Source organism: Vibrio sp. 16 (genome assembly GCF_963681195.1).
Classification (GTDB): domain Bacteria; phylum Pseudomonadota; class Gammaproteobacteria; order Enterobacterales; family Vibrionaceae; genus Vibrio; species Vibrio sinaloensis_D.
On the sequence record NZ_OY808997.1, the window covers coordinates 119392 to 133547 of the forward strand.

Annotated in this window: 10 protein-coding genes; 6 read left to right on the plus strand and 4 right to left on the minus strand. The window is 47.7% G+C overall.

All coding sequences use genetic code 11. The features are described 5' to 3' along the window. Together yegQ and rdgC are read right to left on the minus strand one after the other, a co-directional pair. On the minus strand, positions 1–1398 hold the full coding sequence (gene yegQ / locus U9J37_RS00560) for a prephenate-dependent tRNA uridine(34) hydroxylase TrhP (protein ID WP_005471458.1): 1398 nt from the start codon (positions 1396–1398) through the stop codon (positions 1–3). A 164-nt stretch (positions 1399–1562) separates the two neighbouring features. Further along, positions 1563–2477: a recombination-associated protein RdgC gene (rdgC, locus tag U9J37_RS00565; protein WP_005471494.1), complete on the minus strand. Its 915-nt coding sequence runs from the start codon at positions 2475–2477 to the stop codon at positions 1563–1565. 207 nt (positions 2478–2684) lie between these two features. On the opposite strand from rdgC, the gene phoB reads away from it, so the two are divergent. The 3 genes from phoB to U9J37_RS00580 are packed head-to-tail and all read left to right on the plus strand — an operon-like array spanning position 2685 to position 5661. Then, positions 2685–3374: a phosphate regulon transcriptional regulator PhoB gene (phoB, locus tag U9J37_RS00570; protein WP_004747931.1), complete on the plus strand. Its 690-nt coding sequence runs from the start codon at positions 2685–2687 to the stop codon at positions 3372–3374. A gap of 32 nt (positions 3375–3406) precedes the next feature. Further along, the gene (gene phoR / locus U9J37_RS00575) at positions 3407–4705 is read left to right on the plus strand and encodes a phosphate regulon sensor histidine kinase PhoR (protein WP_005471446.1); all 1299 of its coding nucleotides are present in this window, start codon (positions 3407–3409) and stop codon (positions 4703–4705) included. Further along, positions 4705–5661 carry a PstS family phosphate ABC transporter substrate-binding protein gene (locus U9J37_RS00580; protein ID WP_005471450.1) on the plus strand — a complete coding sequence of 319 codons (957 nt, stop codon included), beginning with the start codon at positions 4705–4707 and terminating at the stop codon, positions 5659–5661. Before phoR ends, U9J37_RS00580 begins: the two co-directional genes overlap by 1 nt. 25 nt (positions 5662–5686) lie before the next feature. Here U9J37_RS00580 and ppx read toward each other — a convergent pair whose 3' ends face one another. Together ppx and ppk1 are read right to left on the minus strand one after the other, a co-directional pair. Next, entirely contained in the window at positions 5687–7186 is a 1500-nt protein-coding gene (gene ppx, locus U9J37_RS00585; RefSeq protein WP_005471508.1) for an exopolyphosphatase, read from the minus strand. After that, positions 7161–9278, minus strand: a complete 2118-nt coding sequence (ppk1, locus tag U9J37_RS00590; RefSeq protein WP_005471573.1) for a polyphosphate kinase 1 — start codon at positions 9276–9278, stop codon at positions 7161–7163. The genes ppx and ppk1 overlap by 26 nt, the downstream gene beginning before the upstream one ends. Positions 9279–9477: 199 nt before the next feature. Between ppk1 and U9J37_RS00595 the strand changes: the two genes are divergently transcribed. The 3 genes from U9J37_RS00595 to pstB are packed head-to-tail and all read left to right on the plus strand — an operon-like array spanning position 9478 to position 14153. Continuing rightward, entirely contained in the window at positions 9478–11661 is a 2184-nt protein-coding gene (locus U9J37_RS00595; protein ID WP_005471555.1) for an ABC transporter permease subunit, read from the plus strand. Positions 11662–11687: 26 nt separating this feature from the next. Next, positions 11688–13331 (plus strand): phosphate ABC transporter permease PstA, encoded by a 1644-nt coding sequence (gene pstA, locus U9J37_RS00600; RefSeq protein ID WP_043886833.1) that lies wholly within the window; start codon positions 11688–11690, stop codon positions 13329–13331. A gap of 3 nt (positions 13332–13334) precedes the next feature. Further along, a complete protein-coding gene (gene pstB / locus U9J37_RS00605; protein ID WP_005471455.1) occupies positions 13335–14153 on the plus strand; it encodes a phosphate ABC transporter ATP-binding protein PstB in 819 nt (272 codons plus the stop codon). Positions 14154–14156: the final 3 nt, after the last annotated feature.

Consider the following 14156-nt stretch of genomic DNA (forward strand, 5'->3'; position numbering starts at 1 on the left):
TTATTTACCTGTTGGGTTACGGGTATCCTGACCTGCATTTAAGTTACGCATTAATAGGCCGTATTCTAGGTCCATGTCTTGTGGAACTGGAATGAATACGAAGTGGCCGTTTCCTTTTGCGTCGTCGATAACTTCTGACTTGCGGTTTTCCATTGCTTCAAGCGTGAAGATTACATTGCCTTTTGGTGTCATCAGCTCAAGGCTGTCACCGACAACGAATTTGTTCTTCACTTCAACTTCAGCAAGGTCACCACGGCGTTTGCCAGTGAATTCACCCACAAATTGCTGAGCGTCAGATACCGAGTAACCGTAGTCGTAGTTTTGGTACGCATCGTGCGTGTGACGACGTAGGAAACCTTCCGTGTAACCACGGTGCGCTAGGCTCTCTAGTGTGCCCATTAGGCTCTCATCAAATGGTTTGCCTGCAACTGCGTCATCAATCGCTTTACGGTAAACCTGAGCAGTACGAGCACAGTAGTAGAATGATTTAGTACGACCTTCGATCTTCAGTGAGTGAACACCCATCTTAGTCAGACGCTCAACATGCTGAACTGCACGTAGGTCTTTTGAGTTCATGATGTAAGTGCCGTGCTCATCTTCGTAAGCCGCCATTTTCTCTTCTGGACGGTGCGCTTCCGAAAGCAGAACCACTTCATCAGTAGGTTTGCCACGACCAATCGTCGTTTCAGGGCGCTCGTCTTGAACCTCAACAGCTTGAGCTTGGGTAGGGTCAAACTTCTCTACGATGTCGCCAGTGTCGTTTTCCTTGCCTTCTTCAACTTTGTATTCCCAACGACATGCGTTAGTACATGTACCTTGGTTAGGGTCACGTTTGTTGATGTAACCAGACAGTAGGCAGCGGCCAGAGTAAGCCATACATAGAGCGCCGTGAACGAACACTTCCAGTTCAGTCTCAGGACAGTGCTGACGAATCTCTTCGATCTCTTCTAGAGAAAGCTCACGAGATACAATCACACGCTCAACGCCGTTTGCCGCCCAGAACTTCACTGTTGCCCAGTTTACTGCGTTCGCTTGAACAGACAGGTGGATTGGCATTTCAGGGAAGGCTTCGCGAACCATCATGATAAGACCAGGGTCAGACATGATTAGGGCGTCAGGGCCCATTTCAACAACCGGTTTAAGGTCGCGGATAAAAGTTTTTAGCTTGGAGTTGTGCGGTTGGATGTTACATACCACGTAAAGCTTTTTGCCTTGGGCATGCGCTTCATCGATACCAATCTTTAGGTTTTCGTGGTTGAACTCGTTGTTACGTACGCGAAGGCTGTAACGAGGTTGGCCTGCGTATACCGCGTCTGCGCCGTAGGCAAATGCGTAACGCATGTTTTTAAGGCTACCTGCAGGTGACAGTAGCTCAGGTACGAATGCTTTCTCAGTCATGTGTAGTTCTCTTAATCTGATCTCAAGTCAGGCCGAACCCACCAGATGGGATCGGGGGCGCAAATTTTACGCCAAAATGTGACTTGTGACTAGGAAAAAGTCCATGACTACGGTGAGGGAATTGGCAAGCAGGTGCCCGACGGGTCGAGCACCTTAAAGAGAAGTTAAGCGTTAGGGTGAGGCAAACCGCCTAAGCACTCGTACAAGTTTGGTAAGAACGCACTGAACTCACCACACATTAGAGAAAAATCGGCATCGAAGCGAGCTGCTTGATCTTCGCGAGGAATATCATCGTTTTGATCTTTCAGTTCATCTGAGAATTTCAGGCGTTTGATACTGCCATCTTCTGCCAGAATAAACTCGATACGCTCTTGCCACCAAATCGCCAGCTTGGTCACCATCTTATCTGCTTCGATATGGCTGCGAATTTCATCGGCGGTCAGTTCTTGTTTCTTACAACGGATCACGCCGCCTTCTTCGAGTACTGACTTAAGTTCAGCTTCATCAAGCATTTGGATGCCAACGGGAGTTTCACCCGTTTTGACCCACTCTGTCAGCGTGTTTTCAATCGGCTTTTCAGGGATTGCAGGCACAACAGGTAGGCTACCCATGGTTTTGCGCAGCAGAGCTAGTACATCTTCAGCTTTCTTCGAGCTGCTTGCATCAACCAGAATAAAGCCTTCTTTTGGCAGGATGAGCACGTAAGTATGGCTGCTGCGGCTAAATGCACGTGGCAGAAGATCCATCACGATATCGTCTTTTAGATTGTCTTTCTCTTTCTTTTTAAGAGGGCGACCTTCTTGTGCTTCCATCGCTTCAATTTTTGCGTTCAATGAATCTTTGATCACTGACGCAGGCAGCATTTTTTCTTCTTTTTTGGCACACACAAGAATGCGGTTTTCAGAGACGTGAGTCATCATGTCGCCATGTTTACCCATCGCTGTAACCCAGCCAAATTTTTGCTTATCTTGGCTGCCACATGGGGTAAAACGAAACTCAGCTAACTGCTTTTCTAGTTGATCTGCATTGAATTCGATTTCACGGTTAAAACGATATACCAGACAGTTTTTAAACCACATACTCTTTCTCTATACCTTTAAAATTGCAGCTAATCATAAAGACTTTTGTCGAGTTTGTCTTACTGCAAACACACAATAGTGGGATGAAAGTTATATGAAAATTTGTTTTCAAAGGTCACAAAAGTGTCATAATTGCTAGTAATAATGCTTATCGTTGCAAAGGGTTAATGCCCGATTAAATTCAACTAAAACAAAGGTTATTCAATTATGTCTAGAAGGATTCTGGTTGTTGAAGACGAAGCGCCAATTCGCGAAATGCTATGCTTTGTTCTTGAGCAAAAAGGTTACCAAGCAGTAGAAGCGGAAGATTACGACTCTGCGGTAACTAAATTGGCTGAACCCTTCCCAGATCTAGTACTGCTAGATTGGATGCTACCTGGTGGCAGTGGTATCAACTTCATTAAGCACATGAAGCGTGAAGAGCTGACGCGTAATATCCCAGTCGTGATGTTGACTGCGCGTGGTGAAGAGGAAGACAAAGTTCGCGGCTTGGAAGTGGGTGCGGATGATTACATTACTAAGCCATTTTCACCGAAAGAGCTGGTGGCTCGACTAAAAGCGGTGATTCGTCGCGTTACACCTACGGCGCTAGAAGACGTCATTGATGTCCAAGGTCTTAAATTAGACCCAGTTTCTCACCGCGTGACCGCGAATGATGAAGCGCTCGATATGGGACCGACTGAATTTAAAATGTTGCACTTCTTTATGACGCACCAAGAGCGCGTGTATAGTCGTGAGCAATTGCTTAACAACGTATGGGGCACCAACGTGTATGTCGAAGATCGTACTGTTGATGTTCACATTCGTCGTTTACGTAAAGCCTTAGAAGCCGCCGGTCATGATAAGCTGATCCAAACAGTGCGCGGTGCAGGCTACCGTTTCTCGACCAAAGCGTAATTGAGAGACGAATTCGAAACACGGAGTATTAGGTGGTAGAGCGGTTAACTTGGAAGAAGCTAGCCTGGGAGCTGGCTTTTTTTTACGCCCCTTGGGTTATCGTGGGCTGGATTTTTGGTTACATGCCTTGGTTGCTGTTGGCAGCAACGGTATTGCAGCTTGGATGGCACTTGCATAATCAAATGCGCTTGTCCGCTTGGTTGTGGGATGAAAAGCGCCTAACGCCACCTTCAGGGTCTGGAAACTGGGAGTCGCTTTTTAATGGCATCTACCGCTTACAGCAGCGCCAACGCAAAAAGCGCAAAGAGCTGACCAATCTTATTCGCCGTTTTCGCAACGGTGCTGAATCTCTGCCCGATGCAGTCGTGGTTTTTCGTAGCGAAGGCAACATTGTGTGGTGTAATAAGCTCGCACAGCATCTCTTAGGCTTTAAATGGCCCGATGATACGGGTCAGCCCATCTCAAATTTGATCCGCACGCCAGACTTTATTAAGTACCTCAATAAACAGAATTTCGCCGAGCCACTCGAAATGCGTTCGCCACTCAATGTTGAGCGTATGCTCGAGTTGCGTATTGTGCCTTACACAGAAGGCGAGCACCTGATGGTGGTACGTGATGTGACTCAGCTTAAGCAGCTTGAGGGTATGCGTCGCAACTTCTTTGCCAATGTCTCCCATGAACTGCGCACACCAATGACGGTACTGCAAGGTTATCTCGAGATGACGGAAGACCCAGATATGGTCGTTGGGCCTATGTGGCCGAAAGCTCACGGTGTGATGACGGAGCAGCTCAACCGAATGAACAGTTTGGTGAACCAACTGCTGACCTTATCCAAGATTGAAGCGGCGCCGATGCACGAACTCGATGAAGTCGTGAATGTTCCTGCAATGCTCGATGTGCTTGAAAAAGAGGCGGCGAGCCTTAGTGGCGAACAGGGGCACCAACTCCGATTTGAAGTAGATACTGGATTGCGAGTGTTTGCCGATGAGGACCAACTGCGCAGTGCGATTTCCAACCTTGTCTACAATGCCGTGAAGTATACGCCCGCAGGCGCTGAGGTTTACGTTCGCTGGTATCAAACGCCTCAAGGCGCGCATTTAGAAGTGGAAGATAAGGGTGATGGTATCGAGCCCCAACACTTGCATCGCTTAACAGAGCGTTTCTACCGTGTTGATAAAGCACGTTCTCGCGATACTGGTGGTAGTGGTCTTGGCCTAGCCATTGTGAAGCATGCGTTGACCCACCACGATTCTCATCTAGAAATTCAGAGCGAAGTGGGAGTGGGGAGTAAGTTCTCATTTATCTTGCCACAGCGTTTGGTGGTGAGTTAATGAAGTTAGTGCTTACTACGATTCTATCTTCTGTTTTGGCTCTTTCTGCTCATGCTGCTGAATTGTCTGAGTACACAAAAGTGCCGGGCGTCACAGGCACTTTGACCAGTGTAGGGTCCGACACGTTAGCAGGCATGACAACGCTTTGGGTTGAAGAGTTTAAGCAGCAGTACCCGAGCGTTTATGGTCAGGTTCAAGCGTCAGGTTCATCGACGGCACCGCCAGCCTTGACCGAACGTACGGCACAATTTGGCCCGATGAGTCGCCCAATGCGAAATCGAGAAATCGAAGCGTTCGAGCGAGCGCATGGTTATAAGCCGACAGAGTTACGCGTCGCGATCGATGCGATCGGCATTTTTGTTCATCGAGACAACCCGATCAAAGGGCTGAACTTCTCTCAGCTCGATAGTATTTTCTCTGCCACGCTGCGTTGCGGTGCTAATGCGCCCGTCGAGACGTGGTCAGAGTTGGGGTTAGATTATCAATGGGCCAAGCGTAGCATTCAGTTGTTTGGCCGTAATTCCGTATCAGGAACGTATGGTTACTTTAAGAACAATGCTTTGTGTGGTGGTGACTTTAAGAACAGCGTCAATGAGCAGCCTGGATCGGCTTCTGTGGTACAGTCGGTGGCTTCTGCTATCAACACCATTGGCTATTCTGGGGTCGGCTATCAGGTGTCGGGAGTAAAGTTACTGCCAGTAGCCAAAAATGGCGCCGACTACATACAAGCAAGCCAAGAGAATATTCTTTCAGGTAAGTACCCACTTTCACGTTACCTTTATGTTTACGTGAATAAACATCCCTCTAAACCGCTTTCTCCCATCGAACGAGAGTTCATTCGTTTCATTTTCTCGGTGCAGGGTCAAGCGTTGGTGAAGAAGGATGGCTACATCCCTATTTCCGCAGAATTAGCGGAGCAAGAGCTCAAGAAAGTAGGTATTAAGCGCGACCGCTAACCGATCAGTTAGCGGCCACTCAGGTTTAAAAGTTTAACGCCCACCCAGCATTTTCCCACTGCTGCTGTTCTGTCATTAGGTCAGCGTGAAGCAGAAGGTTGTTTTGCAGCCACTGCTCATCTTTTGAGGTGAGTGTCCAAGTATCTCCTTCAATCGACAACTCAAGCTCCGGAAGTGGGTCATCATTGCGCTGACCGTGGACCAAAATCGCCAGTCGCAAGACGCGGATTAAGCCGATAACATCTTTCTTCTTGAATAGAGAGAACTCTTCCATCTCGTGAAGTTTAAGGGCTTTACGTTGGAATCGTACTAACATCGCCAACACGCGTTGCTGTTCTTGGTTGAAGCCGGGCATATAGGTATGGCGCAAAATATACGCGGAATGACGGTGAAACGCTTGCAAGCTGATACTTAAGCCGACTTCGTGCAGTAATGCTCCCCAGTCTAGCAAGTCAAACAGCTCAGAGCTGCGTTTAATACCCAAGACTTGGTGGACTTGTTGCAGAAACTCTTGCGCTTGTCCTTTGACGCGCGCAGCATGCTCTAAATCCACTAGATGCTTACTGGCCAGATTTTCGGTGGTTCGCATACGAATATCCGAACGCTTGAAGTTGTCTTCCATCTCAAACAGTAAGCCCTCTCTCAATGCGCCTTGAGAAAAATGCATTTCTGAAATCTTGAGCGCTTTGAATATGGCAGACAAAATGGCGACGCCAGCAGCAAAAACCGGTTTTCTTTCCGGTGTTAAACCATCAAGTTCGATCTCATCAATGGTTTGCCATTCACACAACTTTTCAATCAGTTTGTCTAGGCGTTTGCTGGTGACAATGCCATCGTCATGGCCCATGCCAATCAACACTTCACGGATAGCTTTGATGGTTCCTGAAGAACCAAAAGCGATGTCCCAAGCTTTTTTACGATAGCGTGATGCAATGGATTCAAGACGCTGCTCGGCGGCAAGGGTGGCCTGCGCAAAGTTCTTTTTGGACAGTTTGCTGTTTGCGAAATAACGGTTGGTGTAGCTCACGCAGCCCATCTGTTTGCTGTTGATAAGCTCTGGCTCGAACCCTTTGCCTATGATCATCTCCGTACTGCCACCGCCGATATCAACGACCAGTTTGGAGTCGGATTCTGGTTGGGTATGCGCGACACCTAAATAGATCAGACGGGCTTCTTCGACACCCGGGATCACTTCGATGGGGAAGGGCAATACCTCTTTCGCTCGTTGGAGGAAAATGTGCGCGTTGTTTGCTTGGCGCAATGTATGGGTGGCGGCTATGCGGACGTTTTCGACGTCAAACCCTTGTAGGCGTTCAGCAAACATGGTTAAGCATTCAAGCCCACGTTCAATGGCGGCATTGTCTAAATTTTTTTGCGCATCAAGGCCTGAAGCGAGATGAACACGCTGTTTGTGGCGGCTAACGAGTTGCAAATCTTGGTCGACGACACGAGCTACCACCATATGGAAACTGTTGGAACCAAGGTCTATCGCAGCAACATCACGAATTTCCTGTGCTTGAGTCATAACTCTCCGACTGCTGTTTACGTTTTTGATTTTTCGTTTGTTTCTCTACTTGTTTAAGATAGTCGTAAATGGCAATTTGTGAGCGAAGTTTCTTGCGATTTCCACGCGGAACATAGGTATTGCTCATTTCTTTGTCTATCCAACGCGCCTTTACTGTATCGGTAAAGTGAATGTTAATGATATCAATAATGCGTTGTTTAAGACGTGGGTCACGAACTGGCGCGGTTACTTCAATTCGGTGATCGATGTTGCGAGTCATCCAGTCGGCGGAAGAAATGTAAACCTGCGGGTCACCATCGTTGTGTGTGACGAGCACCCTAGGATGCTCTAAGAAGCGGTCAACAATACTGATGATTTTGATGTTGTCACTGATCCCTTCGACGCCCGGAACCAGAGAACACATTCCGCGAATGATCATATTCACTTCAACTCCAGAAGCGCTCGCGCCGTAGAGTTTGTTGATAAGCCCCTTATCCACCAAGTTGTTCACTTTTAGGGTGATTGACGCCGGTTTGCCGATTTTCGCGTTTGCAATCTCTGCATCAATAAGACGATATAACTGCTTGCGCGAGTTGCGTGGTGACACAATCAGGTGTTCAAACTTGACGGGGCGGTATGGGTTTTCAATGTAACCGAAGACGCTACGCACCTCATTGGTGATTTCTGGGTCCGCGGTTAGCAGGGCAAAGTCAGTGTAGATGCGAGCGGTTTTCTCATGGAAGTTACCCGTACCAATGTGAGCGTAGCGTACGATCTCTTCTTCTTCACGGCGGCTGATGAGAAGAAGTTTTGAGTGAATCTTCAAACCGGGCGCGCCGAAAATTACGTGTACTCCAGCGTCGGTGAGGATTCGCGCCCACTCGATGTTGGCTTCTTCGTCGAAACGAGCTTGCAGCTCAACTACCACGGTGACCTGTTTACCGTTGTGAACCGCATCGATGAGCGAGTTCATCAAACGAGAGTGTTTTGCGACACGGTAAATGTTGATTTTGATGCTCAGAACCTTAGGGTCGAATGAAGCTTGGCGTACCAATTCAGAGATATGTTCAAAGGTGTGATACGGGTAGTAGAGCAGAATATCTTGATTTTTGATCGCATCGAACTTGTTGGCATAGCCGTCGAAGTCGGCGCATTTCATCGGCGGCAGAGGTTTGTTTTCGAGGTAGTCACGTCCAACGTTAGGGAAGCCGATAAAGTCTTTGAAGTTGTGGTAGCGACCACCAGGGATCAAGCTGTCGTAGTTGGAGATTTGCAATTTATCACATAAGAAATCGAGCATTTCGCTTGGCATATCACGTTCATAAACGAAACGCACTGGCATCGCGGTCAGGCGCTGACTTAACCCCTCAGACATTTGTTCAAGCAGACTGTGTTCCACTTCATGGCTCAGATCGTATTCGGCGTCGCGAGTCATTTTCACGGCGTAGCCATTGAGCTCGTCGTAATCGAAGAAGCCACTAAACAGTTCGTCTAAACAGTAACGAATAATGTTGTCGAGTAAGATGATGGTTTTGCGCCGCTTGCCCTTTTGTTCTGGAACCATAACAAAGCGCGGTAGGTGATCGGTGGGGATTTCAATAAGCGCGTAATCGCTCTGTTCTTCTTTATGTAAATCGACAGCGATGTAGGCGTATTCATCTTTGAGGAACTGCAGCACATCGATATCTTCACGGAGTAACAGTGGGGTGATATGCGGAAGCACCTCATTACTGAAATATTTTTTGACCCACTTTTGTTGCACTTCATCCAGCTGCGTCTCGTTTACGAGAAAGATTCGACGTCTCGCCATCTCTCTGATCAAGTCTGCGTAGAGCTCATCAAAACGTTCATTGAGTCGCAGCGCTTTGGTCTGCATTTTCGTCAGCAGGTGTTTGGAATTATCATTGCCGCCACGCTCTTGGTTAATCAAAATTCGGCGTTTAACGTCGGCGAATCTGACTTTATAGAACTCATCTAAGTTATTGGAGAATATGCCTAAAAAACGAATTCTCTCAATCAAGGGTACGTCTTTGTCTGCCGCTTCTTGGAGGACTCGCTCATTGAATGATAACCAGCTCAATTCCTTTTCGATGTAGAGTTTTTCTGCGCTCATGAACGTACCTTTTTAACCTGACTGACGAAGAGAGTGAGGGGGGCGATTCCCTTTAAGCGTAAGCAAATTAAGATCTTTGTGTGACATTTTTATTGCAATTTTTTATTGCATTGTTTTCAGCAGTTTAATGCGATCTGTAATATAATTGTCACCTAAATTAAATATTATACGTCTGGGCAAATCTAGTTAAGTGGGACAAATGGCTAAAGCCGAATTTTCATTGCGAGAACGTGATCGTAAGCGACTAATTAAAGATCGTTTTGTTCGGCTTGCAGTATCGACCGGAGGAGTCGGCGTTTTGGCGGCTCTCGTTTTGATCTTCGTCTATCTGGCGATGATGGTCTTGCCTCTGTTTGCTGATGCCCAATTTTCCCCAAATATCGCCCGCAAAAACATTCACCACACTCAATCACTCGCGCTGGGCGTGGACGATTATGGCGAGCATGCGTTTGTGGTGTCGCGTGACGGCAATGTGGACTTTTGGCGATTAGATGCCCAATCTGACTCGCCGGAATTTCGTCAGAGTGTTGCTTCAGACTTTCCATTGTTTGCTCAGTCGGTGGCTTCTCAAGGCTGGTTTGCCTTTGCCAATGAAGCTGGAGAAGTTCAAATCTTTCGTCCAGAAATGAACAGCACCCTAGAAGGGCAAGCGCGTGTTTTTAAGCCGAGAGTTGAAACGTTTAAGACGGCTTTACGCTTTAATGAATCCTCGCCACTGACCGCTCTGAGTTTCTCCGTTGACGCTTCTCCGACCTTGGCTGGCTTTTTTGCGGACAAGTCGGTGGTAGTGCAGTGGCTCAACGCACAAGGTCAAGAGCAGCGCTATCGTTTCAATGTCCCCTTTCCTAACTTAGACCAAATTTTATTGACTCCGGATGGTTCGACCCTGTATCTGCGTAGCGGCTCTGAGCTGGTGGTCGCGAAAAAGACAGAATCTGAGTTTATTACTCGTGAGGTCGTAGACTTAAGCCTCGGTCAAGAAAAGCACGCGGTGACCGATATTAACCTACTCAGCGGAGCGTATTCTTTGTTGGTCAGTCATGCTGATGGGCTGGTCTCGCAATGGTTTGATGTGCTCGAAGATGGCCAGCGAAACTTAACCCATATCCGCGAATTTAAGTTGGCATCTGAGCTGCAATTTCTCCTGCCCGATATTTATCGCAAAGGTTTTTACAGTTTCTACATCAACGGCACGGTGCAAAGCCATTACACCACGAGCGAAAAACTGGTGATGTTCAACCGCGCCTACGATAAAGCGCCCGATCTCGCGGCGATGTCGAGCAATGAAAAGTATCTGGTTGCGATTACCGGCTCGACCATTTCGTTAGCAGGTATTGATAATCCGTTTCCTGAAATTTCAGTTTCGTCGCTTTGGCAGAAAGTCTGGTATGAAAGCTACCCTGAGCCACAGTATGTATGGCAAACCACTTCCGCCAACGATGAGTTCGAAGCTAAGTTCAGCTTGGTTCCGATAGCGTTTGGTACCTTGAAAGCGGCGGCGTTTGCGATGCTGTTTGCTGTGCCAATTGCAGTATTTGGCGCGATCTACACCGCCTATTTTATGACGCCGAAAATGCGCCGCGTCGTGAAACCTTCGATTGAACTCATGGAGGCACTGCCTACGGTGATTATCGGCTTCTTAGCCGGGCTTTGGTTTGCGCCCATCGTTGAGCGCAATCTTGCTGCAGTTATTGCTTTGATGCTGTTTTTACCACTGTCGACCGTTATTGTTGGTGCGATTTGGCACAAGTTGCCACGCGCTTGGGTAGGACGTTTTCCCAATGGATTGCATGCGATGATCTTGATGCCAGTGATCGTCGTGTTGGCTGTCATCATTCTTTCTCAAAGTGCCAACATCGAGCAGTGGCTTTTCGCTGGCGATGTGCGCGTCTATCTTGCAGAGCACGGCATTGATTTTGATCAGCGCAACGCTTTGGTGGTTGGCTTTGCGATGGGTTTTGCTGTGATTCCCACGATTTTTACCATCGCCGAAGATGCCATTTTCTCTGTGCCAAAGCACTTGTCGGATGGCTCCCTCGCTTTGGGAGCGACGCCTTGGCAGACCCTCATTCACGTTGTTCTACTTACAGCCAGTCCGGGAATTTTTTCAGCCATCATGATGGGGCTTGGGCGTGCAGTAGGCGAGACCATGATTGTCCTGATGGCGACAGGTAACACACCAATTATGGATTGGAATATTCTTGAAGGGATGCGTACCTTGTCTGCGACTATCGCGGTAGAAATGCCTGAGTCTGAGGTTGGAAGCTCCCATTATCGAATTCTATTTTTGGCTGCGTTAATTTTGCTGATTTTCACCTTTGCAGTGAACTCAATCGCTGAGTGGGTAAGACAACGATTGAGAGAGAAATACCGTGCGTTGTAATCGAATTTTTGTGGGAAGCGTTATTTGTGTTTAAGTGGCTAAAATCGGGTTCACCTTGGATATGGTTAACAGGCGGTGCGGTGAGCATCAGCTTGTTGTCTGTGTTGGGGCTGTTATTGCTGATTGGCTGGAAGGGGCTCTCTTACTTTTGGCCAGCGCCACTTTATCAATGGCAAACCCAGCAAGGGGATAGTCTAGTGGGTCAACTCTACGCCGAAGAGTATGTACCTATAAGCCACTTGCGAGAGATGGACATTATTCTGCCCGCGACGGTAGAAGAAAAAGGGCAGGTCAAACGTCTCAGTATCAAGGTGGCCAACCGAGATATCTACCCTGCGGATTTTATCTCACTGTTGGAATTAGACTTGCTCGAAGCAACGCGACCGCAAGGCTGGGCTGTAGTGGAGCGGACGCGTGGGGGAGACTTCTTTGGTATCCCTCGTGGCTACTATCACGGTGAAGAGGTTTCTGGCGATCATTTAACCTATATTACTCGCGGTTTGGCTTTTGCAGGTGAGCTGCGTGACGACATTGATCGATTGGTCACCAAGCAAATTCGTGTCTTGAGTGGTCAAGCTGAGCAATTGCGCTTGGAGAAACGCCGACGAGAGTTGAATGGAAAACTCGATCAAGCCTTTATCACCCGCTACGACACGCAGACCCGTATCATCAGCCAGCAACTTGTTGATATGGAAGCCGAGTTAGATCGATTGAGATCGCAACTGCTCGAACAAGGGCTGGTGATTGAAGATATGCATGGCGATCAATACCGAATTCCTTTGAGCGATATTCTCGATATTTGGTATCCGAATCAGATGTCGATGTTGGATAAAATTGGCCATTGGGCACAGCAAGCGTGGAAGTTCTTGTCTAGCGACCCTCGTGAGTCCAACTCTGAAGGTGGGGTTTTCCCTGCAATGTTTGGTACGGTTTTGATGGTACTGATCATGTCGATCGTTGTGATGCCGTTAGGGGTTATTGCGGCGGTGTATCTTCATGAGTACGCGAAGAACAACGCATTTACACGAATCATCCGTGTGGCAGTGATTAACCTTGCAGGTGTCCCATCGATTGTATACGGTGTGTTTGGTTTGGGCTTTTTTGTCTACACCTTAGGTGGCTCAATTGATGCGTTGTTTTACACCGAGCATTTACCATCGCCGACCTTTGGTACTCCGGGTCTGTTGTGGTCGGCATTGACACTTGCGGTGTTGACACTTCCTGTCGTGATTGTCGCGACTGAGGAAGGGTTAACTCGAATCCCAAGCTCCGTTAGACATGGTTCACTGGCGTTGGGTGCGACGCAATTTGAAACCATGTGGCGTATCGTTCTGCCTATGGCAAGCCCTGCAATTATCACCGGACTTATTCTTGCGGTTGCTCGCGCAGCGGGCGAAGTGGCGCCATTGATGCTCGTTGGTGTGGTTAAGTTGGCTTCGACACTGCCTGTTGATAGTCAGTTTCCGTTTCTACACTTAGAAAGAAAGTTTATGCACCTAGGCTTTCATATCTACGATGTTGGCTTTCAAACCACCAATATTGAGGCAGCAAGACCGTTGGTTTATGCGACCTCTTTCTTGCTCGTGACGGTCATCATTGGACTTAACTTAACGGCAATCAGTATTCGTAATAACTTGCGTGAAAAATACCGCACATTAGGACAAGATTAGAGCATGTTTTCAGTCGATCAAACATTGGGCTATCAGCCGCCATTAGATGTAAATAATTTGAGCGATGAGCAGACCTCGATTTCGATCGAGGGGCTTAACTTGTTCTATCAAAATGCTCAGGCGCTCACCGATATTTCGATGCGAATCCCGAAAGGTCAGGTGACTGCGTTTATCGGCCCGTCAGGTTGCGGTAAGTCGACGCTGCTTCGCTGCATCAATCGTATGAACGACTTAGTGGAAGGGTGTCAGGTATCTGGCAAAGTAAAACTGCACAATAAAAATGTCTATGACGCTGACGTTGATGTCGCCACCTTACGTCGCCGAGTTGGCATGGTGTTTCAAAGACCGAATCCATTCCCGAAATCGATCTATGAAAACGTTGTTTATGGCTTGCGTCTTCAAGGCATTAAAAATAGCCGAGTCTTGGATGATGCAGTAGAGCGTTCGCTCCGATCCGCCGCTTTGTGGGATGAGGTTAAAGACCGATTACACGAAAATGCGTTTGGTTTGTCTGGCGGTCAGCAGCAGCGTTTGGTGATTGCAAGAGCGATTGCGATTGAGCCCGAGGTTTTATTATTGGATGAGCCAACATCCGCGTTGGACCCGATTTCGACGCTAACCATTGAAGAGCTGATCAATGATTTAAAAACCAAGTACACGGTTGTGATCGTCACGCACAACATGCAGCAGGCAGCTCGTGTGAGCGATCATACGGCGTTCATCCACATGGGTAAGTTGATAGAGTACTCAGATACTGACTCTATTTTTACCTCACCATTGAAAAAGCAGACCGAAGACTATATTACAGGTAGATACGGTTAATAC

Excerpts from the sequence above, each read along its gene's own strand:
- phoB (WP_004747931.1), top strand. The coding sequence starts at position 2,685 with ATGTCTAGAAGGATTCTGGTTGTTGAAGACGAAGCGCCAATTCGCGAA.
- pstB (WP_005471455.1), top strand. The coding sequence starts at position 13,335 with ATGTTTTCAGTCGATCAAACATTGGGCTATCAGCCGCCATTAGATGTA.
- ppx (WP_005471508.1), bottom strand. The coding sequence starts at position 7,186 with ATGACTCAAGCACAGGAAATTCGTGATGTTGCTGCGATAGACCTTGGT.
- yegQ (WP_005471458.1), bottom strand. The coding sequence starts at position 1,398 with ATGACTGAGAAAGCATTCGTACCTGAGCTACTGTCACCTGCAGGTAGC.
- U9J37_RS00595 (WP_005471555.1), top strand. The coding sequence starts at position 9,478 with ATGGCTAAAGCCGAATTTTCATTGCGAGAACGTGATCGTAAGCGACTA.
- ppk1 (WP_005471573.1), bottom strand. The coding sequence starts at position 9,278 with ATGAGCGCAGAAAAACTCTACATCGAAAAGGAATTGAGCTGGTTATCA.
- U9J37_RS00580 (WP_005471450.1), top strand. The coding sequence starts at position 4,705 with ATGAAGTTAGTGCTTACTACGATTCTATCTTCTGTTTTGGCTCTTTCT.
- rdgC (WP_005471494.1), bottom strand. The coding sequence starts at position 2,477 with ATGTGGTTTAAAAACTGTCTGGTATATCGTTTTAACCGTGAAATCGAA.